Genomic DNA, 23,830 nt, shown 5'->3' on the forward strand with positions numbered 1-23,830 from the left:
CACACCAGAAGACCACGCCGGTCACCCCGGCGCACAGCGCACCGCCGGCCGATGTGGCTGAGGCGCTGGTGAGAATGAGGGAACGGGCGGCACACACCGGCAACGGTTTCCACCGGGGGGTTCTCGCCTTCTACACGGCGATCCTCGGCCTGTGCCGCAGGCTCCCCGTACCGACGGTCCAGCGACAGTGGCTCTACGCGGTCATCCTGGTGTTCTGCCAGGGCGGCATCACCTTCACCGGCTCACTGGTGCGCGTCACCGCCTCCGGCCTCGGTTGTCCCACCTGGCCGCAGTGCCAGCCCGGCTCCATGGTCCCCGAGTCCGGTGCCGCCCCGGCGATCCACCAGGCCATCGAGTTCGGCAACCGCATGCTCACCTTCGTGGTGTCGCTGGCCGCCATCCTCGCCTTCCTGGCCGTGCTGCGTGCTGCACGTCGCTCCAGCATCCTGCACCTCGCCTTCCTGCAGGGTATCGGCATCATCGTCCAGGCGGTCCTGGGCGGCATCACCGTCCACATGGATCTCGCGTGGTGGATGGTCATGGCGCACTTCCTGCCGTCGATGGTGCTGACCTTCTTCGCCGCGGTGATGGTGGTCAAGATCAGGGAACCTGACGGTGCACCCCGTCGCACAGGCATGCCGGGAGCACTGCGCTGGGCCACCTGGATCTCCGCGATCTCCCTGGCGGTCGTCCTGGTCACCGGCACGATGACGACCAGCTCCGGCCCTCACGCCGGTGACGACGCCATCAAGGAGTCCGACCGCCTCCAGATCGCGCTGATCGAGATGGCGAACATCCACGCCCACGCGATGTACCTCTACCTGGGAGTCACCGTCGGTCTGCTCGCCGGCCTCTTCGCCGTGCACGCCGACCGTCGGATCCTCAGGGCCTCCGGCTGGCTGATTCTCGGCATCGTGCTCCAGGCAGTCGTCGGCATCATGCAGTACAACATGGGTGTGCCCCGCTGGACCGTGCCGCTGCACGTCATCGGTTCCGCGATCCTCACTGCCGCTACCGGCCTGCTGTGGTCCATGCGCTTCCGACGCGGGGAGGACTCCCTCGACCGCGACTTCGACAACTGGGACCCCGCGACCGGGCCCTCGCAGGACGGGGTGCAGGACGGGGTGCAGGACGCGGCGCAGGACACTGCCCGCTAGTTTCTCCTCCGCCCCACCAGCCGTTCCCAGGCCCCGCAGACCAGTGCACTGCGGGGCCTTCGGCGTCCCCCTGACCTTTCGGTCTCTCCCCGATGCTCCCGCTTGGCCGTGGCTCCCGTGTCTCCCCGCGGTCTGCTGTGGCCGCCGACCCTACCCCCGACCTACAGCAGTCTCCTGTGGGCGGTCACGGTGTCAGACGAGACTGTCGCGACGACCGTGAGACCCCGACATTCATGTCCGACACCCGGCACTCTCGTCTGACACCGGCAGCAGGCGCGCAAGAAGGCGCGGGAGGAAGGCTTCGGTACTTCCTCCCGCGCCCGGGTGAATCCCCTCGTCAGAGCATGTCGGCGATGGTCTGCAGACCGATCACCGCGTCCACCGACAGACCCACGAACAGGATCGAGAGGTAGTTGTTGGACAGGAAGAAGAGGTTCATCGGCTTGACCTTCACACCCTTCTTCACGCCGTTGTGCAGCCCCTGCGCCCGGATGATGAACCAGGCGCCGCTGACCACGGCGACCACCGCATAGACCCAGCCGGCTGCCGGGACCAGCAGCAGGGAGCAGATCACGGTCGCCCAGGTGTACCAGAGGATCTGCCGGGTGACCTCGAGCGGAGGCTTGACCACCGGCATCATCGGCACGCCGGCGGCCTCGTAGTCCTCCCGGTAGCGCATACCGAGTGCCCAGGTGTGGGGTGGCGTCCAGAAGAAGATGATGAGGAACAGGATCAGGGCCTGAGCCCAGGAATCCCAGCCTGCGTGGAACGCGCCGCCGGTGGCGTCGGTCGTGGTGGCCCAGCCGACCATGACCGGCATGCAGCCCGCCGCCCCTCCCCAGATGACGTTCTGCCAGGTCCGGCGCTTCAGCCACTTCGTGTAGACGAAGATGTAGAAGGCGATGGTGATCAGGATGAACACGGCTGCGAGCCAGGAGCCACACAGCAGCCAGAGCCACAGGACGCTGGCGACCGTCAGTGACCAGGCGAATACCGTCGCCTGGCCCTTGGTGACGGTGTGCTTGGCCAGCGGGCGCCGGTGGGTACGACGCATCATCTGGTCGATGTCGTAGTCGGCGATCATGTTGAAGGCGTTCGCCGCGGCGGCACCCATCCATCCGCCGACCAGCGTCAGCAGCACGAGACCGAGATCGATCTCGCCGCGTTGTGCCTGGAGCATCGACGGAATGGCGGCAACCAGGAGCAGTTCGATGACCCGTGGTTTGGTCAGCGAGATGTACGCCTTGATCTTCTCCACGGGTCTTCTGTCCTCCGTACGCCACCGTCATGTCGCCGTCTTACGGCGGCGCTGCCAGACCGTCAGGTTACCTGAGCGGACGCGGTGACCGTAAACCGCCGTACCACGGCCCCACAGACACCGCCGGGCAACTACACTGTCGGGGTACCCCACTTCAACATCAGGAAGGCAGCACCAGCGTGACTCTCCCCCCGGAACTCGAATCCCGTACCGTCCGGAACTACCCGGAGGACTGGACTGAGCTGGACACCCGGGCGGTCGACACCGCACGCGTGCTCGCAGCGGACGCCGTCGAGAACTGCGGTTCGGGGCACCCCGGCACCGCAATGTCCCTCGCTCCCCTGGCATACACCCTGTACCAGCGGGTGCTGCGCCACGACCCGACCGACCCGACCTGGGTCGGCCGTGACCGCTTCGTCCTCTCGGCGGGCCACAGCTCTCTGACCCAGTACATCCAGCTCTATCTCGGCGGGTTCGGCCTGGAGCTCGACGATCTCAAGGCGCTGCGTACCTGGGGTTCTCTCACCCCGGGCCACCCCGAGGTCGGTCACACCTCCGGTGTGGAGATCACCACCGGCCCGCTGGGCCAGGGCCTGGCGTCCGCCGTCGGTATGGCCATGGCGGCCCGCCGTGAGCGCGGTCTTCTCGACCCGGAGACGCCGGCCGGCGAGTCCCCGTTCGACCACGGCATCTACGTCATCGCCTCCGACGGTGACATCCAGGAGGGCATCACCGCCGAGGCCTCCTCGCTCGCGGGCACCCAGCAGCTCGGCAACCTCGTCGTCTTCTGGGACGACAACTCGATCTCCATCGAGGACAACACCGACATCGCCTTCACCGAGGACGTCGTCGCCCGTTACGCCGCCTACGGCTGGCAGACCCTCGAGGCCAATGCCGAGGACGTGGTCGGTATCCTCGCCGCCGTCGAGGAAGCCAAGGCGGACACCACCCGACCGACCTTCGTCCGGATCCGTTCGGTCATCGGCTACCCCGCACCGACCAAGATGAACACCGGTGGCGTCCACGGTGCGGCACTGGGCGGCGACGAGGTCGCCGGCGTCAAGGAGGCCCTCGGTTTCGACCCGGCAGAGAACTTCGCCGTCGCCGACGAGGTCATCGCCCACACCCGTCAGCTCAGTGAGCGCGCAGCCGCAGACCGCGCCGAGTGGCAGAAGGGCTTCGACGCCTGGGCCGCCGCCGCACCGGAGGCCAAGGCCTTCCTCGACCGGGTGACCGCCCGCGAACTGCCGGAGGGTTTCGACGCCGACCTGCCGACCTGGGAAGCCGGTGAGTCCCTCGCGACCCGCAAGGCGTCCGAGGCCACGCTGCAGGCCCTCGGCGCGACCCTGCCCGAACTGTGGGGCGGTTCCGCCGACCTCGCCGGATCGACCAACACCATCATCAAGGGATCGCCCTCCTTCGGCCCGGAGTCCATCTCCACTGACGCCTGGTCCGCCGAGCCCTTCGGCCGTAACCTCCACTTCGGTATCCGCGAGCACGCGATGGGCGCGATCCTCAACGGCATCGCCCTGCACGGCGCAACCCGCCCCTACGGCGCGACCTTCCTCCAGTTCGCCGACTACATGCGCGGCGCCGTCCGCCTCGGCGCCCTGATGAGCACCGACGTCTACTACGTGTGGACGCACGACTCGATCGGTCTCGGTGAGGACGGCCCGACCCACCAGCCGGTCGAGCACCTTGCCGCACTGCGCGCCATCCCGAATCTCTCGGTCATCCGCCCGGCGGACGCCAATGAGGCCGCCCAGGCATGGTCTGCGGCGCTCAAGGCCCCGGCTGCACCGAAGGCCCTGATCTTCACCCGTCAGAACATCCCGGTGCTCGAGGGCACCGCGGAGAAGGCCGCCGAGGGCGTCGCCCGGGGCGCCTACGTCCTCGTCGAGTCCTCCACCGAGGTTCCGCAGGTCATACTGCTGGCCACCGGTTCCGAGGTCGAGCTGGCCGTCGCCGCCGCCGGGACCCTCGAGGCTGACGGTGTGGGCACCCGCGTCGTCTCCGTGCCCTGCATGGAGTGGTTCGAGGCGCAGGACGCCACCTACCGCGAGTCCGTCCTCCCCGCCGCCGTCACCGCCCGTGTCTCGGTCGAGGCCGGTATCGCCATGCCGTGGAAGGCCTACACCGGCCTCACCGGCGCGAACGTCTCTCTGGAGCACTTCGGCGCCTCCGCCGACTACAAGACCCTCTACCGGGAGTACGGCATCACCGCCGACGCAGTGGTGGACGCCGCCCGCTCCCTGATCTGATCCCACTCTCCACTCCCTGAAAGCTGGTACTTCGTCCGATGTCTTCCTCCACCACCCCTGTAGCCGACCTCGCTGCCACCGGAACCTCCGTCTGGCTCGACGACCTGTCCCGCGACCGGATCACCTCCGGTAACCTCGCCGACCTCATCGCCGCATCCGGCGTTGTCGGCGTGACCACCAACCCTGCGATCTTCGCGTCCGCCATGTCCAAGGGCACCGCCTACGACGAGCAGATCGCAGAACTCAAGGCCGCCGGCGCCGACGCCACTGAAGCTGTGTTCACCATGGCCGTCGACGACGTCCGCAACGCCTGTGACGTCTTCGCCGACGTCTACCGCGAGTCCGCCGGTGTCGACGGCCGTGTCTCGATCGAGGTCGATCCCCGTCTCGCCGAGAACGCCGAGGAGACCGTCGCCCAGGCGAAGTCACTGCGTGAGCGGGTCGGCGCCGAGAACGTCATGATCAAGATCCCGGCCACCGAGGTCTGCCTCCCGGCGATCACCGAGGTGCTCGGCGCCGGCATCAGCGTCAACGTGACCCTCATCTTCTCGGTCGCCCGATACCGTCAGGTCATCGACGCCTTCCTCGCCGGTATCGAGCTGGCGAAGGCCAACGGCCACGACCTGTCGACGATCCACTCGGTGGCGAGCTTCTTCGTCTCCCGCGTGGACACCGAGATCGACCGTCGTCTCGACGAGACCGGCGGCAACGACGCTCTCACCCTCAAGGGCAAGGCCGGCATCGCCAACGCCCGTCTGGCGTACGAGGCCTTCAACGACCTTCTGGTCACCGGGTCCCGGTGGCGTGAACTCGCCGCGGCCGGCGCGAACATCCAGCGTCCGCTGTGGGCCTCGACCTCGGTGAAGAACCCGGAGTACTCCGACACCCTCTACGTCACCGAGCTCGCCGGCCCGCACACCGTCAACACCATGCCGGAGAACACGCTGGAGGCCACTCTGGACCACGGCGTCATCACCGGTGACACCCTCACCGGTACCGGCGAGGATGCCGCGGAGGTCTTCCGTGCCCTGGAGGGTGTAGACATCGACCTCGACGATGTCTTCCACGTCCTCGAGACCGAGGGCGTCGAGAAGTTCGTCAGTTCCTGGACCGACCTGCTCGACGTGATCGGGGCGCGCCTGTGACAGCGAACCCGTTGCGGGATGTCGAGGACCGTCGGCTCCCCCGGATCGCCGGCCCCTGTGGCCTGGTGATCTTCGGAGTCACCGGCGACCTCGCCCGCAAGAAGCTTCTGCCTGCCGTCTACGACCTCGCCAACCGGGGCCTGCTCCCCGCCGGATTCAGCCTCATCGGCTACGGTCGACGTGACTGGACCAAGGAGGAGTTCGAGGAGGAGGTTCTCTCCTCGGTCCGTGACCGTGCCCGCACCCCGTGGCGCGACTCGGTCTGGGACCAGCTCGCCGCCGGCATCCAGTTCGTCAAGGGCGACTTCGTCACCGACGGTGCCTTCGACGACCTGGCCGCAATGACCCGCCGGATGGACGCTGAGCGCGGTACGTCCGGGAACTGGGCCTACTACCTCTCGGTCCCGCCGCAGTACTTCTCCGACGTGTGCAACCAGCTCGAACGCTCCGGCCTGGCCGACAGCACCGACGGCTGGCGTCGCGTCGTCATCGAGAAGCCCTTCGGCCACGACGAAGAGTCCGCCCACGAGCTGAACAAGACCGTCAACGCGGTCTTCCCCGAGACGTCGGTGTTCCGCATCGACCACTACCTCGGCAAGGAGACGGTGCAGAACATCCTGGTGCTGCGTTTCGCGAACCAGATCTTCGAGCCGCTGTTCAACTCGCGGTACATCGACCACGTCCAGATCACCATGGCCGAGGATATCGGCCTGGGCGGACGTGCCGGCTACTACGACGGCATCGGTGCCGCCCGCGACGTCATGCAGAATCACCTGCTCCAGCTTCTCGCTCTCGTGGCGATGGAGGAGCCGGTCACCTTCTCCCCCGACGAGCTCAAGGCCGAGAAACTGAAGGTCCTCAAGGCCACCAGTGCGACCGAACCGTTCACCCAGACCACCGCCCGCGGCCAGTACACGGCAGGTTGGCAGGGCTCGAAGTTCGTGCCCGGTCTGCGCGAGGAGGACGGTTTCGACCCGGAGTCCGGCACCGAGACCTACGCAGCCGCCACCTTCGGCATCAACTCCCGCCGGTGGGCGGGCGTGCCCTTCCACCTGCGTACCGGCAAGCGACTGGGGCGCCGCGTCACGGAGATCGCCCTGGTCTTCAAGTCCGCGCCGCACGAGTCCTTCACCGACGGACAGACCCAGGCCCAGGGCGACAATGCCCTGGTGATCCGGGTACAGCCTGATGAGGGCGTCCTGCTGAGGTTCGGGTCGAAGGTCCCTGGTTCGGCGATGGACGTCCGCGACGTCAACATGGACTTCTCCTACTCGGAAGCGTTCACCGAGCAGTCCCCGGAGGCCTACGAGAGGCTCATCCTCGACGCCCTGCTCGACGAGGGCAGCCTCTTCCCCACCAATGAGGAGGTCGAGGAGTCCTGGCGGATCCTCGATCCGGTCCTCAACCACTGGGCGGAATCCGGGCGTCCGGAGGACTACCCCGCCGGGACCTGGGGTCCGGAGGGCGCCGACCGGATGATGGGACGCAACAACCGAGTCTGGAGGCGACCGTGACCACACCTGATACAGAGACCTCAGTTGTCCCCCGGGACGGCGGAGTGAACCTGGGCCGGACCAGTACCCACCGCATCGAGACCACGCTCCGCACCCTGCGTGAGCAGCGTGGAGAGGTGTCCACCGGCCGTGTCCTCACGCTCATCGTGTCGGTCCGCTCCGAGGAGGACCTGGAATCGGTCGTCCACGGTGCCAACGAGGCCTCCCGTGAGCACCCGGCCCGCGTCATCGTCGTCGTGCATGACCGCACGACCGACGAGGTCTACCTCGACGCCGAGCTCTACGTCGGCGGGGACGCCGGCGCCGCCGAAATCATCCTCATGCGGCTCCACGGTGAACTCGCCGACCACGCGGATTCCGTGGTCACACCCCTGCTGCTGCCGGACACCCCGGTGGTCGTCTGGTGGCCCTTCACCTCCCCGCGCAACCCCGCCGGGGACTCCCTCGGCACCCTGGCCTCCCGTCGGATCACGGACTCTTTCTCGGACGCCGCCGCGGGCAAGGGCACCAAGGCCATCTTCCGCCGCCGGATCGGCTACACGCCCGGCGACTCCGACCTGGTGTGGAGCCGTATCACCCCGTGGCGTGGCCTGCTCGCCAGTGCCCTGGACCAGCGGATCGACGACACCGTCACCGGTGTGGAGATCACCGGCCCGGCCGAGGACCCTGCCGTGGACATCGCCGCCGGATGGCTCGCCACCCAGCTCGAGGTGTCCGTCACCCGCTACGCCGGAGAGGCCGTGGATATCCCGGTCGACGACGACGGCATACCTACGGCCCCGGTCGAACGCGTGGTGCTGCACTGCGAGGGCGGTGACCTCGTCATGGAGGTCGTCGACCACCGGACCGTCAGGATCATCGACGGGGACACCGAGAATCTCGTCACCCTCCAGCGGCGCACCCTCGGCGAGTGCCTGGCCGAGGAACTCCGCCACCTGGAGCCGGACGCCGCCTTCGGCGACGCACTCCACGGACTGCCCCGGGTGACCGTGGCCCGGCCCGGGGCCTCCGGACGGGACAACACCGTCAAGGAGAGCGACCGGTGAGCGCAGCACAGTGTGAGGTGTGGGACAACCAGCAGGCACTGACCGCCGGTGTCGCCCGTCGTGTCGTCGACCTGGTCAGCGACGTCCAACGCAACGGCGGGGTCGGTGGCGCCCAGGGGGCCGACGGCTTCGCCCGGATCGTACTGACCGGCGGCGGTGCAGGTATCGGTGTGCTCACCGAGCTGGCCGTGCTGGACCATGCCGCCCGGGAGACCGCCGACAGCTTCCCCGTCGCCGCAGTCGACTGGAGCCGGGTGCACGTCTTCTTCGGCGATGAACGGTACGTCCCCGCCGACCATCCCGAGCGCAACGAGGGGCAGGCGGATGCCGCTCTGCTCGACCACGTCGGCATCCCGGCGCAGCACGTGCACCGCTACCCGGTGCCGGCGGACGGTGAGGACCCGGCCGGTCCCGGACTGGATGCCGCCGCCGAGGCGTACGCGCGGACGCTGACCGAGTTCGCACCGGAGGGTTTCGACCTCCACCTGCTCGGTATGGGACCGGAAGGCCACGTGAACTCCCTGTTCCCCCACACCCCCGAGCTCGATGCCACGGCGACCGTGGTCCCCGTGCGGGACTGCCCCAAACCGCCACCGGAACGTGTCTCCCTGACCCTGGACGCCGTACGCTCGGCACGTCAGGTCTGGCTGCTGGTCTGCGGTGAGTCCAAGCGCGAGGCCGCAGGCCACGCGGTGTCCGGTGACGATCCGGCCCGGTGGCCGGCGGCCGGTGCCCGGGGCGCTGAGGCGACTGTCGTCCATGTGGACGCCGCCGCTGACCCGTCCTGACAGGTCCTGCACCGCAGACACCCCCGGGTGGTTCCGATGAACCACCCGGGGGTGTTGTGCAGGCTCTGCGGCCGACGGCGTCCTACAGGTCGTAGTTGAGGACGAGGTTAAGGCCGACGATGGCCAGCACCCAGATCACCGCGGTGATGATGGTCAGACGGTCGAGGTTCTTCTCGACCACGGTCGATCCCGAGAGGCTGGACTGCATACCGCCACCGAAGAGGCTGGACAGGCCGCCACCCTTCCCCTTGTGCAGGAGAACGGAAAGCCCCATGAGGAGGCTGGTGACCACCAGGAGAATCTGGAGGGTGAGAATCACGGAGTCTGCCTAACATCGGTCGACAATACGGACAACGGCCCTATCGTAGCACTACCCGGAGTTCCGGAGGCCGGTGGCGAGGCCGTTCATCGTCAATCGGATTCCGTCGAGCACATCCTCCGACTCATCTCCGGCACGGTAGCGCCGCAGCAGCTCCAGCTGGATGAGATTCAGCGGGATCAGGTAGGGGAACCGGTTGCGCATCGAGACAGCCAGTTCGGGGTTGTCGTCGAGCAGACTCTCGGTTCCGGTGACCTTGACGTACATGTCCAGGGTCAGGCGGAATTCCGTGACAATGGCTTCGAAGATGCGCTCGGCGTCCGCCCGGTGAGGGACAAGTTCCGCGTACATCTTCGCTACCGCGAGATCGGCCTTCGCCATCACCTGGGCCATATTCGACATCACCGAGCGGAAGAACGGCCATTCCCGGTGCAGTTTCTGCAGGAAAGCCAGCCGGTCGGCGTCCTCCCCGACCCAGGTGCTGAGTGCGGAGCCGACACCGTACCAGCCCGGCAGCATGATCCTCGACTGGGACCAGGACAGCACCCACGGGATCGCGCGGAGGTCGGCGATGCTGCTGGTCTGCTTGCGCGAACTCGGCCGCGAACCGATGTTGAGGTTGCCGATCTCCGCCAGCGGGGTCGACGAGGTGAAGTACCCGATGAATCCGGGGTCCTCGTGCATCAGGGCGGAGTAGGTCTGCCGGGAAAGCTCCGAGAGCTCCCGCATGGTGGCGTAGGCCTTCTCCGGTTCATCGACCCGGTCGACGGGGAGCAGGCTGGCCTCGAGCGTGGCGGAGACCAGCGCCTCGAGATTTCGACGGGCGACCGAGCGCACACCGTACTTCGCGGAGATGATCTCGCCCTGCTCGGTGATGCGGACGCTGCCCTGCACAGCCCCCTCAGGCTGCGCGAGGATCGCCTCGTGGCTCGGTCCGCCACCACGTCCGACGGTGCCGCCACGGCCGTGGAAGAGGCGCAGTCCGAGGCCGGCGGCGCGTGACGCGTCCACCAGAGCCAGTTCGGCGTCGTAGAGGGCCCAGTTCGCGGCGAAGTAGCCACCGTCCTTGTTGGAGTCCGAGTAGCCCAGCATGACCTCCTGGATGCCGTCACGCTCCTCGACGACATAGGTGCGGTAGAAGTCGTACGACCACAAGTCCGTCATCACCGACGCACCGGCCTTGAGGTCGTCGATGGTCTCGAACAGCGGGATGACATCGACGGAACCGTGGAGCGTCCCGTCCTCGACCCGAATGAGACCGACCTCCTTGAGCAGCAGGACCGGCTCGAGGATGTCGGAGACCGAGGACGCCATGGAGATGATGCAGTGCGGCACGACCTCCGGGCCGAACTTACGGGCGGCGGCCGCAGCCGAACGGAAGATCCCGAGCTCCCGGTCGGTCGCCTCGCTCCACTGCGCCAGCGGGTCGACCAGCGGACGCGGTGAGTGAAGCTCCGTGGTAAGCAGCGAGATCCGCTCCTCTTCGGACAGCGAAGAGTAGTCGGCGGTCACGCCGGCACGGGAGAGGAGCTCGGTGAGGACGTTCTCGAAGCTCTCCGAGTTCTGTCGCAGGTCCAGTGCGCTGAGGTGGAACCCGAAGGTCCGCAGCGCGGTGATCACCGTAGCCAGCCTGTGGTCGGCGATGAGTCCGTCATTGGAGGCACGCAGGGACCGGTCGATGACGGCCAGATCCTCGAGTGCGGTGGCCGCGTCCGGATACGGGGTGTGCCCGTCGGCGACACCGGGGACCACGGACCCCTCCCCCAGGGTCGTGACTGCGGTGGCGGCGATCCGGCCCCGGACACCGTGGACCGCCCGGCGGTAGGGCTCGTCGGAGCGGGAGGGGACGTCGTTGCGGCCACGGTCGGCCAGATCCTCCAGGTCCGGCTCGACCACGGTGAACCGGGTCGACAGGCTGAGTTCGTGCTCCAGCTCGGCGAGTTCGGCCAGGTACCAGCTGAAGACTGTCTGGGCGGCACGGTTGGTGGCGTAGCGGACGGTGTCGCCGGTGACGAAGGGGTTGCCGTCGTGGTCGCCACCGATCCAGGAACCGGGGCGGACCACGGGCGTGTCGGGTACCCCGGGACCGAAGAGCTCCCGCAGTGTCGTACTGACGCGTAGGTTGAGCAGCGGAATCTCGTGGAGAAGACTGATCGTGAAATAGCGAAGACCGACATTGATCTCGTCCTCGATCCGGGGACGGACCGAACGGATCAGCGCGGTCTGCCAGAGAATGGTGACACGCCGACGGATGTCACGGTCGATCTCGGCGAGGCGTTCGTCGCTGCGGGCGGTGAGACCTGCGGCGATGATGCGCCCGCGTGAGCGCATGAGGCGGGTGATGTCCGACTGGACGTCGAAGACGGTGCGGCGACGGGTCTCGGTCGGGTGGGCCGTGAGGACCGGGGCGACATGGGCCCGTCCCATGACCTCGGCGACCTGCTCGGAGGTGACCCCACCGTCGGTGAGGGTCGGCCAGGTCGCGGCAAGTGTGGACGCCGGCGGCGGGTCACCTGCGTCGGCGAGCCGGTCCCGGACACGCTCTTCATGGAGGTCCTCGGCGAGGTTGGAGAGCAGGCCGAAGTGGCTGAATGCCCGGATGACCGGCAGCGCACGGTCGGCCGGCAGATCACGCAGCCGGGTGGCGAGGTCCTCGACGGTGCTGTCGCCCTGGCGGATCCCGAAGGCCTCACGCCGGGCGGACTCGACCAGGTCGAAGACCTCCTGGCCCTCCTGCTCCCTGATGATGTCGCCGAGGATCGCACCGAGGTAGCGGATGTCCTGGCGGACTCCCGGGATGATCTCCGGGGTGTCCACGTCCGGCGGCACGATGGGTACGGCGGTACCCGGGACGGACTGTCGGTGTGGTGTCTGTGGCGGGGATTCGGTCATGCCCGCCATTGTGCCCCGGTTCCCCCGCCCCCGCAGGGGACGGACGGCCCCCACGCGTTCCCCTGCCGAGCCCGCGGTCCGGTCAGCGGCCGGTCAGGCCTTGGCTGCCGCGGCGCAGAGTCGGGCGAAGTCCTCGCCGTCGAGGCTCGCGCCACCGACGAGGGCACCGTCGACGTCCGGCTGTCCGACGATCTCGGCGACGGTACCGGTCTTCACCGAACCGCCGTAGAGGATGCGGGCGCTGTCTGCGACCTCGTCTCCGCCGAGCTCACGCAGGACGCCACGGACCGCCTGGCAGACCTCCTGGGCGTCACCGGCGGAGGCGACCTTACCGGTGCCGATGGCCCACACCGGCTCGTACGCGACAACAACATCGGCGAGACGGTCCGTCGGGACACCGGCGAGGGAGGCACGGGTCTGTTCTTCGACGAAGGAGACGTGCCCGCCGGCCTCACGGACGTCGAGCGACTCCCCCACACACACGATCGGCCGCAGGTCGGCACCGAGGGTGGCGACGGCCTTCTTCGCGACGGTGGCATCGTCTTCGGCGTGGTACTGGCGACGCTCCGAGTGGCCGACGACGACCCAGGAGCAGCCCAGCTTGGCGAGCATGCCGGCGGAGACCTCGCCGGTGTAGGCGCCGGACTCGTGGACCGAGACGTCCTGTGCCCCGTAGGTGACGAGGAGCTTGTCGCCGTCAACGATCGTCTGGACGCTGCGGATGTCGGTGAACGGCGGGATGACCGCCACATCGACGTGGTCGTAGTAGTCGCGCGGCAGGGCGAAGTCGAATTTCTGCACCAGCTGGATCGCCTCCAGGTGGTTCAGGTTCATCTTCCAGTTGCCGGCGATGAGCGGGGTACGCTTCGATGCCTTGTCAGCCATGTCTGTTCTCCTAGTTCTCGAGGACGGCGATGCCGGGGAGTTCCTTGCCCTCCAGGAACTCGAGCGAGGCGCCGCCACCGGTGGAGATGTGGCTGAAGCCCTCCTCGTCGAGTCCGAGGGTGCGGACCGCGGCGGCGGAGTCTCCGCCACCGACCACGGAGAACGCTCCGGCCGTGGTGGCGTCGATGATCGCCTGGGCGACTCCACGGGTGCCCTCGGCGAACGCCGGGAACTCGAACACACCCATCGGGCCGTTCCAGAAGACGGTCTTCGCGCTGCGCAGCACGTCACCGAAGGCGGCGACCGACCCCGGTCCGACATCGAGACCCATCTGGTCGTCGGGGATGGCGTCCACGGCGACGGTGGCGGGGGTCGCGTCGGCGGCGAAGGCCGGGGCGACGACCACGTCGGTCGGCAGGACGATGGCGTCACCGTAGCGCTCGAGCAGGTCACGGCAGGTCTCCACCATGTCCTCCTGCAGCAGCGAGGTGCCGACGGAGCGGCCCTGTGCGGCGAGGAAGGTGAAGCACATGCCACCGCCGATGACGAGGTGGTCGACCTTGGGGGCCAGGGCCTCGATGACGGTGAGCTTGTCGGAGACCTTGGAACCGCCGAGGACGACCACGTAGGGCTTCTCGGGGGTCTCGGAGACGCGACGCAGCACCGCCAGCTCGGACTCCACGAGCCCACCGGCGTAATGCGGGAGCAGCGTGGCGACATCGTAGACGGACGCCTGGGCACGGTGGACGACACCGAAGCCGTCGGAGACGAAGGCACCGTTCTCGGCGGTCAGCGCGGCAAGCTCGGCGGCGAAGGCCTGACGCTCAGCGGCGTCCTTCGATGTCTCGCGGGCGTCGTATCGGACGTTCTCCAGCAGGAGGATGTCGCCGTCGTTGAGGCCGTTGGCGCGCTCGTGGGCGTCCTCACCGGTGACGTCGGCGGCCAGCGGAACCCACTGTTCGAGCCGCTCGGACAGAGCCTCGGCGACCGGGGCGAGCGAGAAGTCGGGGTTGGCCTCACCCTTGGGGCGTCCGAGGTGGGCGGCGACGATGACGCGGGCGCCGGCGTCGAGGAGACGGCGGAGGGTGGGGACCGAGGCGTCGATGCGACCCGGGTCGGTGATCGCGCCGTCCTTCAGCGGGACATTGAGGTCGGCACGGACGAGGACGTGGCGTCCCTCGACACCGTCGGCGATGAGGTCGTCGATGGTCTTCACTGGCATGTAGGGCTCTCCTGTATTCAGGCCGCGGTCAGGCGGCCGGTGTCAGACAAGTCCGGCGGGCCGGTGCACGGTGGCACCGACCCGCCGGGGATGTGGGGTACCGGGTCTGAGTCTAGTGGACTGCCCGATCCTGCGACCCGGGGGTCAGAGGCGCTCAGCGACGTAGGCGGTGAGGTCGATGAGGCGGTTGGAGTAGCCCCACTCGTTGTCGTACCAGCCGACGACCTTGACCTGGTTGTCGATGACCTTGGTCAGTCCCGAGTCGAAGATCGTGGAGTGCGGGTCGCCGACGATGTCGGTGGAGACCAGCGGCTCGCCGTCCGAGTACGAGATGATGCCCTTGAGGTCACCCTCGGCGGCCTTCTTCACGGCCTCGTTGACGGCCTCGGCGGTGACCGGCTTCTCAGCCTCGAAGGTGAGGTCGGTGACCGAGCCGGTGGGGACCGGCACGCGCAGGGCGTAACCGTCGAGCTTGCCCTTGAGCTGCGGAAGTACCAGGGAGACGGCCTTGGCCGCACCGGTGGACGTCGGGACGACGTTCAGGGCGGCGGCACGGGCGCGGCGGGGATCCTTGTGCGGGGCGTCGTGCAGACGCTGGTCACCGGTGTAGGCGTGGACCGTGGTCATCAGACCGCGGACGATCCCGAACTCCTCGTCGAGCACCTTGGCCATCGGCGCGAGACAGTTGGTGGTGCAGGAGGCGTTGGAGATGATGTGCTGGGTGGCGGGGTCGTAGTCGGTGTGGTTGACACCGACGACGAAGCTGCCGTCCTCGTTCTTCGCCGGGGCGGAGATGATGACCTTCTTCGCCCCGGCGTCGATGTGTGCCTTCGCGGCGTTGGCGTCGGTGAAGAAGCCGGTGGATTCGATGACGATGTCCACCCCCAACTCACCCCAGTTGAGGTTCTTGGGGTCGCGCTCGGCGGTGACGACGATGCGCTTGCCGTCGACGGTGATCGACTCGTCGTCGTAGGTGACCTCCTTGCCGAGGCGGCCCATGATGGAGTCGTACTTCAGCAGGTTGGAGAGGGTCTTGTTGTCGGTGAGATCGTTGAAGGCGACGATCTCCAGATCGGCGTCGCTGTCCTGCAGCGCGCGGAAGAAATTGCGGCCGATACGGCCGAAGCCGTTGATGCCTACACGTACCGTCACGGTGGTCTCCTGTTTCAGGTGTTGGAGTCTGGTCTGTCCGTTCCATTCCCGACCCTACCCACCCCCACCCGCTCGTGCAGGGGGTGACAGTCACCCCCGCTCCCCTGTCGACGTCGATGCAGGTCAGGACACCTCCACTCCGGAGAAATCACCGTGGGATCACCGCGTGCCGAGCGGGCCGTCTTCCGGAAAGTCCACGTCCACGACGGCCGAGGAGGTACCGGGTACCCCCAGTTCCTCCGCCCGCCGGTCCGCCATGGTGAGCAGCCGACGGATCCGGCCGGCGACCGCGTCCTTCGTCATCGGCGGATCCGCGAGCTGACCCAGTTCCTCCAACGAGGCCTCACTGTGCTCCACACGCAGCGCACCGGCCTGCTGCAGGTGCTCAGGGACATCCTCTCCCAGCAGTTCCAGGGCGAGTTTCACCCGGGCGGCGGCCATCGCGGCGGCCCGGGCTGACCGACGCAGGTTGGCGTCATCGAAGTTCGCCATGCGGTGGGAGCTGGCACGCTCCTCCCGGCGGCGGCACTGCTCCTCCCACCGGCTGCGGCCACGGGGGGCGCCCATGCTCTCCAGCAGATCGCCGACAGCCTCGGCATCGCGGACGAGGACACGGTGCATCCCGCGGACCTCCTTGGACTTCGCGGTCACTCCGATCCGACGTGCCGTACCGACCAGCGCCAGCGCCGACTCGTTGCTCGGTGTGGTGACCTCCAGGACTGCGGGACGCCCCGGGTCGCCGACCGTGCCACGTACGAGGAAAGCACCCCGCCACGCGGCGGCGCACTGCTCGACGGTACCTCCGATGATGAACGGTGGCAGACCGCGCACCGGGTGACCGCCACGGTCGATCAGGCCGGTCCGACGGGACAGTTCGGTACCGCCGTGGGACCACCTCAGGTGGTGGTGACCACCGTCCCCGGCACGGGCGTCGGGGACACCGCCGGGATCCGGGGTGATGTCGAAGAGTTCGTCGATGGCGGAGACCAGGCGACGGGCGGTGGCCGCGCCCTCGATCTCCGCCTCGACGACGATCTCACCGCTGACCAGGTGCAGTGAGCAGGTGTAGCGCAGCAGCGAGGCGACCTCGGCGGTGAGGACCTGTGGGGTGCCCACCGTGACCTGCAGCAGTTCCTGTCGGACGTCAGCGGTCAGTGTCTGCGGCGGCACCGGCGTCTCCTTCCCGGAGGGTTGTCGTGTCTGTGTCTGGGCCCGGTCCCCCGAATTCACGGAGGACGTCGGCGAGTTTCGACGGTGAGTGGCGGTCGGTGAACCGGCCCCGGTCATCGTCCTCACGGACGTCCCGGTAGAGCACACGCGCCCCCAGACGTTCCGCGGCGCGTTCCAGGTGCCGGCGTTCCTTGGAGGACTGCACCGAGTTCAGGTCGACGACGACGAAGTCCACCTGCAGCGACGGACAGTGCTGGAGCAGCATGTGGATGTGCCGTTCCATGGAGAACCCGTTGGTCTCGCTGGATTCGGCGACGAGATTCATGAGGATCACCCGGGTGGCGGTGGTCCGTGTCAGCGCGTCGACGATACCCGGGATGAGCAGGTGCGGGATCACCGAGGAAAACCAGGACCCCGGTCCGAGGGTCACCAGGTCAGCGTCGAGAATGGCCTGGACAGCCTCGTCGGTGGCGGGGGCGTCCTGCGGGATCAGGCGGACGCGGCGCACCGTGCCGAGGGTGGACGCGACAGCCACCTGCCCACGGACCGCAGTGACCTCACGTGCGTCGTCACCGAGTCCCTGGACCTCTGCCTCGAGGTCGAGCGGTTCGGGAGACATCGGGACGACGCGACCCCGGATGCCCAGCAGGTCGCCGAGCTCGTCGAGGGCGGCGATACTGGAACCCATCACCTCGGTGAGACCGCCGAGGATGAGGTTGCCGACCGCATGTCCGGCGAGGGCGCCGTGGCCGCCGAAACGGTGCTGCAGGGTGTGCTCCCACAGGTGGCCGCGGGGTGTGTCACGGACCAGCGCAGACAGCGCCATCCGGAGGTCGCCGGGTGGAAGTGAGCCCAGCTCGCGGCGCATACGGCCCGAGGAGCCGCCGTCGTCGGCGACCGTGACGACGGCCGTGACATGGTCGGCGGCACCACGGGCGGCCCGCAGGGTCGCGAAGAGTCCGTGACCACCGCCGAGGCTGGCGATCCGGTCGAGGGGGCGCTCCCCGGCGGCGGCCGATATGTCCTCGACCGGAAGGCCGGGATCGTCAGGTCCGGCGAGCGTCACTTCTGCCCACCCCCCTGCGGCTGGCGGTCCTCGTACCTGACCAGGTCACGGTGTACGGTCCGGACCTCCAGGTCGGGCAGTTCACGCAGCCGCCGGGCCAGTGCCTCCGTCAGTGCCGGGCTACGGTGCTGGCCGCCGGTGCAGGCGATGCCCACGGTGATGAACCGCTTGCCCTCACGCCGGTAGCCGGGAAGGGCGGTCTCCAGGACCGTGGTGAGCCCGTCGAGGTAGGCGTCCGCCTCGGGGCGGTCGAGGACGTAGTCGGCGACGGCGGGCTCCAGACCGCTGTGCTCCTTGAGCTCCGGGACCCAGTGGGGGTTCGGCAGGAAGCGGGCGTCGAAGAGCAGGTCCAGGTCGCGGGGCGCCCCGTTCTTGAAGCCGAAGGACTGCACGGTGACGTGCTCCCGCCGGTCGGTCAGCGCGGTGAAGTAGTCCTCGAGCTCATGACGCAGGTCGTGGACGCTGGTGCCGGTGGTGTCGATGACGACATCGGCCCGACGGCGGATCCCGCGTAGCATGTCGCGCTCACGGTCGATACCCGCCTGGAGGGTCTCCCCGCCCTGCAACGGATGGGTACGGCGGACCTGACCGTAGCGGCGGACGAGGGTGGCGTCATCGGCGTCGAGGTAGAGCACGACGGGGCGGCGTCCGGAATCATGCAGGCCGGCGAGGACTTCGGTGAGGTCACCGACGAAATCGCGGGAGCGGACGTCGGTGACGATGGCCAGTCGCTCCACCGGCGAATCGGACTCGAAACTGAGCTCTACCATGCGCATGATGAGCTCCGGTGGGAGGTTGTCGGCGACGTACCAGCCCATCTCCTCGAGAACAGTGGCAGCCTCCTTGCGTCCGGCACCGGACATGCCGGTGATGAGAACGAGGGACGCCTCCTGTCTGGGATCGGCGGAGGCTTCGCGGTGGATGTCCATGGGGACCATCCTAACCGTCGCTGTGCTCCTCCGGAGAGAGGGCGGCCATCACCGCGGCAGCGAGCTTCGGACCGAATCCGGGCAGCGCGGCGACGGCCTCCTCCCCCGCCTCCCGGACCTTCGCCACGGAACCGAAGGCGGTGACGAGTTGGGAGCGGCGCTTCGGGCCGAGCCCCGGCACCTCGTCGAGGACCGACCTGGTCATCCGCTTGCCGCGGCTGGCACGGTGGAAGGTGATCGCGAAGCGGTGCGCCTCGTCACGGATCTGCTGGACGAGGTACAGGGCCGGCGAGTTCCGGGCGACGATCACCGGGTACTCGTCGCCGGGCACCCACAGCTCCTCGAGCCGCTTGGCGATGCCGACGAGGGTCACGTCGGTGACCCCGAGCTCGTCGAGCACTTCCTGGGCCGCCTCGACCTGCGGCCGCCCACCGTCGACGATGAACAGCTGTGGTGGATAGGCGAACCGCTTCGCCCCCTGCTCCGCCTCGGCCGCACTGACCTCGCCCTCGAGCCGGTCGCCGGCGTCGTCCCCGGCCGGCACGGCGGTCCTGTCCTGCTGGTAGCGCTGGAACCGGCGTCGGACGACCTCGGCGATGGACGCCACATCGTCGGAGTGCCCGTCCCCGGCCGCCTCACGGATGCGGTAGCGGCGGTAGTCGGACTTACGCGGCAGTCCGTCCTCGAAGACCACGAGGCTGGCGACCACGTCGGTGCCCTGGATGTGGGAGATGTCGGTGCACTCGATGCGCAGCGGCGGTTCGTCCATCCACAGTGCCTCGCGCAGCTCCTCCAGGGCCGAGGACCGGGCGGTGATGTCGCCGACGCGGGCGAGCTTGTGCTGTCGCAGCGCCTGGGCCGCGTTCTCCCGGGCGGTGTCCATCAGCGCCTTCTTGTCCCCGCGCTGCGGGAAGCGTACCGTCACCCGGGCACCACGCAGCTCGGTGAGCCAGGCGGAAAGCCCCTCGATGTCGTCGATCTCGTCGGGGTCGACCGGCACGAGGATCTCTCGGGGCACCGGCTCCAGCGTCACCTCGCGGGACGCCGCCGCCCGGGAATTACCGCCCACCGCGGACTCGGTGGCGTCGGAGAGTTCGGCCGACTGACCGTAGAACTGGGTGAGGAAGTCCGCCAGCAGCGCCGGGGTCCCGGCGTCTCCGGTCGCGTCGCTGTCTCCGGTGGCGTTCTCGACGACCCATCCCCGCTGGCCACGGATACGTCCGCCACGGACGTGGAAGATCTGGACGGCGCTCTCCAAGTCGTCACCGGCGGTGGCGATGACGTCGGCGTCGGTGTTGTCGGAGAAGACCACGGACTGCTTCTCCATGGCGGAGTCCATCGCCCCGAGCTGGTCACGCAGGGAGGCGGCCCGCTCGAAGTCGAGATTCCCCGCGGCGTCCTCCATCTCCTGACGGACATCCCGCATGACCCGCTCGGTGTTGCCGCCGGCGAGGAAGGAGCAGAAGCCGTCGACGAGCTCCATATGCTCCGAGGGTGAGACCCGCCCCACACACGGAGCGGAGCAGCGGTCGATGTAGCCGAGCAGGCAGGGACGGCCCAGTTGCTCGTGGCGACGGTACACTCCGGCGGTGCAGGTCCGCACCGGGAAGACACGGGTCAGGGATTCGAGCGTCTCCCTGATCGCCCAGGCCTTCGGGTACGGGCCGAAGTAGCGCACCCCCTTCTTCCGCGGACCCCGGTAGAGGAAGGCCCGGGGGAACTGCTCCTTCACGCTCACCGCGAGCATGGGGTAGGTCTTGTCGTCGCGGTACATGACGTTGTACCGCGGGGCGAACTTCTTGATCCACGTGTACTCGAGGTTCAGGGCCTCGAGTTCGCTGGACACGACAGTCCACTGCACATGGTCGGAGGAGAAGACCATGGTCCGGATCCGCGGGTTGAGGTGCGCGGGATCCTGGAAGTAGTTCGACAGCCGGCTGCGCAGGTTCTTCGCCTTGCCGACGTAGAGGACCCGGTCATCGGCGTCGCGGAAGGTGTAGACGCCCGGGTTCGTCGGGATCGTCCCCGGTGCCGGGCGGTAGGAGGCGGGATCAGCCATCGGCGTTCCCTCCTACTCTTCGGGCATGTAACGGTCCTCGAGGCGGCGGAAGGCCTCGACCTGCTGCGCCACGGTGGTCTTGTCGCTGACCTGGAAGGCCATCATCGGAACGAACTCGAAGTCCGGCAGTTCCAGCCGTGCCCAGCGGGAGTTCCGGGGGAAAGACAGACCGTAGATCATCCGCCAGGGGTAGAACTTCGCACCGAGGACGTTGCGGACCTCCACTCCCCGGGGGTTGACGCGCACCCGCGGGCGGGTCAGGGTCAGGGCGGCGGCGGAGAACAGCAGTCCGATCCCCACGAACGCCCACTGGTCGACGGCACTGACGGTGGCTCCGGTGTCCCCGGCGGCGGAGACGACCCCCATGAAGATGTGCAGCGCCATGATGATGACGACGGCGATCCAGGCGACCTTCTTCAGGAACGGGGACCGGACGGTCAGCAGCCACCCCTCGTCGGTGGTGGGGGTCGGTGCCGTGGTCTTCGCAGTGGAATCAGCCGTGCTCACGTCCGCCCACGTTACCCCGGTCCGTCGACGGGACCCAACTGCCCACCGGGCGGGGGCGGTCAGCCCCGGGCGCGGATGTCGCGGATGACCAGGAGAGTGTGCAGCGCGGCGCGGGCGGCATCGGCCCCCTTGTCCTCCACGGCGCCCTCCACACCGGAGCGGTCGACGGCCTGCTGCTGGTTCTCGACGGTGAGGACACCGTTGCCGACCGGCTTGCCGGAGTCCAGGCTGACCCGGGTCAGACCGTCGGTGACGGACCGGCAGACGTAGTCGAAGTGGGCCGTGTCTCCCCGGATGACGCAGCCGTTGGCGACGACGGCGTCATGGCTCTTCAGCGCCTCGGCGACGGCCACAGGCAGCTCCACGCAGCCGGCGACCCGCCAGTCGTCGACGGCAGCGCCGAGCTCCTTGAGGGCGCGGACCGAATGGTCGTGGAGCCGGTCGGTGATCTCCGCATTCCAGGACGCGGAGATCACGGCGATGCGGAATCCGTCGCCGGATCCGGGACGCAGGGTGAGGGCGGCGAGGCCGTCGGCAGCCATGGGGTTCTCCTAATCGGTGAGTGAGTCGAGCTGGTGGCCCATGCGGTCACGCTTGGTGCGCAGGTAGGTCTCGTTCTCCGGGTTGGACGGCAGGTCGATCGGGACGCGGCGGACCACCGCCACACCGTGCTTCTCCAGGTCGAGCCGCTTGGCCGGATTGTTGGACAGCAGGGCGACCGAGTGGACGCCGAGATCGCGGAGGATCTGGGCGGCGGCGCTGTACTCGCGGGAATCCACCGGCAGCCCCTGGGCGGTGTTCGCGTCCACGGTGTCCAGCCCGCGGTCCTGCAGGTTGTAGGCCGTCAGCTTCGGGAGCAGGCCGATGCCGCGTCCTTCCTGACCGCGCATGTAGACGAGGACGCCACGGCCGGATTCGGCGATGCGGTCGAGGGCTGCGTCGAGCTGCTCCCCGCAGTCACAGCGGCGGGAACCGAAGACGTCTCCGGTGAGGCACTCGGAGTGGACGCGCACGAGCACGTCCTCACCGTCATCGGCCGCCGGATCTCCGACGACGAGAGCCATGTGCTCGACCCCGTCGACGACGCCACGGTAGGCCACCGCACGGAACTCACCGTGGCGGGTGGGCAGCCGGGTCTCGACCTCGCGGGTGACGACGGGGGTGTTCACCCGACGCCACTCGGCGAGCTGCTCGATAGAGACCAGGGACAGACCGTGCTCGTCGCAGAAGCGGCGCAGCTCCGGAAGCCGCGCCATGCCGGTCGGATCATCCTCGGAGACGACCTCACAGAGCACGCCGGAAGGACGCAGCCCTGCCGCGCGCGCCAGGTCGATCGAGGCCTCGGTGTGCCCGACGCGCTCGAGGACGCCGCCGTCCTTGGCACGCAGCGGCACGACGTGCCCGGGGCGGTGGAAGGTGTCGCGCACCGAGGTCGGGTCGGCGAGCTTGAGGATGGTGCTGGACCGGTCGACGGCGCTGATACCGGTGGTGATGTCCTCGGCGGCGTCCACGGTGACGGTGTAGGCGGTGCCGCGGACATCCTCGTTGCGGGCGACCATGGGCGGCAGTCCGAGCCGGTCGGCGTCCTCGTTGGTGAGCGTGGCGCAGATGTAGCCGGAGGAGTGCTTCACGGTGAACGCGATGAGCTCCGGGGTGGCCTTCTCGGCGGCGAAGATGATGTCGCCCTCGTTCTCCCGGTCCTCGTCGTCGACGACGACCACGGCCTTACCGGCGGCGATGTCGGCGATGGCGTCCTCAATGGGGTCGAGCAGCGAGGTGCGCTGTGCGGATTCGCTCACTTGATGGTTCCTTCCGTGCCGGATTCCAGCAGTCGTTCGGTGTACTTGGCAAGCACGTCGCACTCGATGTTGACGCGGTCGCCGGCGGTGAGGTCGCCCAGGACGGTCTCGGCGAGGGTGACGGGGATGAGGGAGACCTCGAACCAGGCGTCGTCGACGGGGCCGACCTCGGCGACGGTCAGCGAGGTGCCGTTGACGGCGATGCTGCCCTTCTTGGCGACATAGCGGGCCAGTGCCGGGTCCTCGAGACGGAACCGCAGCACCTCCCACTCGCTGCCCGGGGTGCGGGACTCGAGGACGGCGGTGCCGTCGACGTGGCCCTGCACGATGTGGCCGCCGAGGCGTCCGCCGGTCGCGGTGGCGCGCTCGAGGTTCACCCGGTCACCGGCGGTGAGGTCGCCGATGGCCGTGTAGTCGAGGGTGACCTGCATGCAGTCGGCCCAGAAGCCGGGGTTGTCACCGTCCGTGTCGTAGTCCGTGACGGTCAGGCATACGCCGTTGACCGCGATGGAGGCGCCGTGGACGGCGTCGGCGATGACCGTGCTGCAGGAGATACGGAGACGTTGGGCGTCGGCCGTGCGCTCCACGGCGGCGACGGTGCCTGTCTCCTCGACAATTCCGGTGAACATGACGGTCAGTCTAAGCCACCGTTGTCTGCGTC

At 68.4% G+C, this 23,830-nt stretch carries 19 protein-coding genes and 1 pseudogene; 6 read left to right on the plus strand and 14 right to left on the minus strand.

What is annotated here, in order from left to right; translation table 11 throughout:
• Positions 1-74: 74 nt before the first annotated feature.
• Positions 75-1,157, plus strand: coding sequence for a COX15/CtaA family protein (locus ACZ9GM_RS04900; RefSeq protein ID WP_291473892.1), 1,083 nt, complete (start codon positions 75-77; stop codon positions 1,155-1,157).
• Between the two features lie 337 nt (positions 1,158-1,494).
• Here the strand turns inward: ACZ9GM_RS04900 and ACZ9GM_RS04905 are convergent.
• Positions 1,495-2,418, minus strand: a pseudogene (locus ACZ9GM_RS04905) (heme o synthase); the annotation flags it as partial.
• Between the two features lie 176 nt (positions 2,419-2,594).
• Here ACZ9GM_RS04905 and tkt point away from each other — a divergent pair.
• The 5 genes from tkt to pgl are packed head-to-tail and all read left to right on the plus strand — an operon-like array spanning position 2,595 to position 9,169.
• Complete coding sequence (gene tkt / locus ACZ9GM_RS04910; RefSeq protein ID WP_291473832.1) at positions 2,595-4,676, plus strand: transketolase; 2,082 nt, start codon at positions 2,595-2,597, stop codon at positions 4,674-4,676.
• Between the two features lie 38 nt (positions 4,677-4,714).
• Positions 4,715-5,821: a transaldolase gene (tal, locus tag ACZ9GM_RS04915; protein ID WP_291473833.1), complete on the plus strand. Its 1,107-nt coding sequence runs from the start codon at positions 4,715-4,717 to the stop codon at positions 5,819-5,821.
• Complete coding sequence (gene zwf / locus ACZ9GM_RS04920) at positions 5,818-7,335, plus strand: glucose-6-phosphate dehydrogenase (protein ID WP_291473834.1); 1,518 nt, start codon at positions 5,818-5,820, stop codon at positions 7,333-7,335. Before tal ends, zwf begins: the two co-directional genes overlap by 4 nt.
• Positions 7,332-8,381, plus strand: coding sequence for a glucose-6-phosphate dehydrogenase assembly protein OpcA (locus ACZ9GM_RS04925; RefSeq protein ID WP_476037353.1), 1,050 nt, complete (start codon positions 7,332-7,334; stop codon positions 8,379-8,381). The genes zwf and ACZ9GM_RS04925 overlap by 4 nt, the downstream gene beginning before the upstream one ends.
• The gene (pgl, locus tag ACZ9GM_RS04930; protein WP_291473836.1) at positions 8,378-9,169 is read left to right on the plus strand and encodes a 6-phosphogluconolactonase; all 792 of its coding nucleotides are present in this window, start codon (positions 8,378-8,380) and stop codon (positions 9,167-9,169) included. The genes ACZ9GM_RS04925 and pgl overlap by 4 nt, the downstream gene beginning before the upstream one ends.
• Before the next feature lie 82 nt (positions 9,170-9,251).
• Here pgl and secG read toward each other — a convergent pair whose 3' ends face one another.
• The 13 genes from secG to ACZ9GM_RS04995 all read right to left on the minus strand — a co-directional run bounded on the left by secG (position 9,252) and on the right by ACZ9GM_RS04995 (position 23,798).
• Positions 9,252-9,488 carry a preprotein translocase subunit SecG gene (gene secG / locus ACZ9GM_RS04935; protein ID WP_291473837.1) on the minus strand — a complete coding sequence of 79 codons (237 nt, stop codon included), beginning with the start codon at positions 9,486-9,488 and terminating at the stop codon, positions 9,252-9,254.
• 51 nt (positions 9,489-9,539) lie between these two features.
• Complete coding sequence (ppc, locus tag ACZ9GM_RS04940) at positions 9,540-12,380, minus strand: phosphoenolpyruvate carboxylase (protein WP_476037354.1); 2,841 nt, start codon at positions 12,378-12,380, stop codon at positions 9,540-9,542.
• Positions 12,381-12,473: 93 nt separating this feature from the next.
• Positions 12,474-13,265, minus strand: coding sequence for a triose-phosphate isomerase (gene tpiA / locus ACZ9GM_RS04945; protein ID WP_291473838.1), 792 nt, complete (start codon positions 13,263-13,265; stop codon positions 12,474-12,476).
• A gap of 10 nt (positions 13,266-13,275) precedes the next feature.
• Complete coding sequence (locus ACZ9GM_RS04950; RefSeq protein ID WP_291473839.1) at positions 13,276-14,487, minus strand: phosphoglycerate kinase; 1,212 nt, start codon at positions 14,485-14,487, stop codon at positions 13,276-13,278.
• 144 nt (positions 14,488-14,631) lie between these two features.
• Complete coding sequence (gene gap / locus ACZ9GM_RS04955; RefSeq protein WP_291473840.1) at positions 14,632-15,639, minus strand: type I glyceraldehyde-3-phosphate dehydrogenase; 1,008 nt, start codon at positions 15,637-15,639, stop codon at positions 14,632-14,634.
• Between the two features lie 159 nt (positions 15,640-15,798).
• Positions 15,799-16,809 carry a DNA-binding protein WhiA gene (whiA, locus tag ACZ9GM_RS04960; protein WP_291473841.1) on the minus strand — a complete coding sequence of 337 codons (1,011 nt, stop codon included), beginning with the start codon at positions 16,807-16,809 and terminating at the stop codon, positions 15,799-15,801.
• Positions 16,784-17,830 (minus strand): gluconeogenesis factor YvcK family protein, encoded by a 1,047-nt coding sequence (locus ACZ9GM_RS04965; protein ID WP_291473894.1) that lies wholly within the window; start codon positions 17,828-17,830, stop codon positions 16,784-16,786. The genes whiA and ACZ9GM_RS04965 overlap by 26 nt, the downstream gene beginning before the upstream one ends.
• Before the next feature lie 41 nt (positions 17,831-17,871).
• Complete coding sequence (rapZ, locus tag ACZ9GM_RS04970) at positions 17,872-18,804, minus strand: RNase adapter RapZ (RefSeq protein WP_291473842.1); 933 nt, start codon at positions 18,802-18,804, stop codon at positions 17,872-17,874.
• A gap of 10 nt (positions 18,805-18,814) precedes the next feature.
• Complete coding sequence (gene uvrC / locus ACZ9GM_RS04975) at positions 18,815-20,863, minus strand: excinuclease ABC subunit UvrC (RefSeq protein ID WP_291473843.1); 2,049 nt, start codon at positions 20,861-20,863, stop codon at positions 18,815-18,817.
• A 12-nt stretch (positions 20,864-20,875) separates the two neighbouring features.
• The gene (locus tag ACZ9GM_RS04980; protein ID WP_291473844.1) at positions 20,876-21,370 is read right to left on the minus strand and encodes a PH domain-containing protein; all 495 of its coding nucleotides are present in this window, start codon (positions 21,368-21,370) and stop codon (positions 20,876-20,878) included.
• 59 nt (positions 21,371-21,429) lie between these two features.
• Complete coding sequence (gene ribH / locus ACZ9GM_RS04985; RefSeq protein WP_291473845.1) at positions 21,430-21,912, minus strand: 6,7-dimethyl-8-ribityllumazine synthase; 483 nt, start codon at positions 21,910-21,912, stop codon at positions 21,430-21,432.
• A 9-nt stretch (positions 21,913-21,921) separates the two neighbouring features.
• Positions 21,922-23,169 carry a bifunctional 3,4-dihydroxy-2-butanone-4-phosphate synthase/GTP cyclohydrolase II gene (locus ACZ9GM_RS04990; RefSeq protein ID WP_291473846.1) on the minus strand — a complete coding sequence of 416 codons (1,248 nt, stop codon included), beginning with the start codon at positions 23,167-23,169 and terminating at the stop codon, positions 21,922-21,924.
• On the minus strand, positions 23,166-23,798 hold the full coding sequence (locus ACZ9GM_RS04995) for a riboflavin synthase (RefSeq protein ID WP_291473847.1): 633 nt from the start codon (positions 23,796-23,798) through the stop codon (positions 23,166-23,168). Before ACZ9GM_RS04995 ends, ACZ9GM_RS04990 begins: the two co-directional genes overlap by 4 nt.
• Between the last annotated feature and the right edge of the window lie 32 nt (positions 23,799-23,830).

It is taken from the genome of Corynebacterium sp. UD i78 (genome assembly GCF_056280545.1).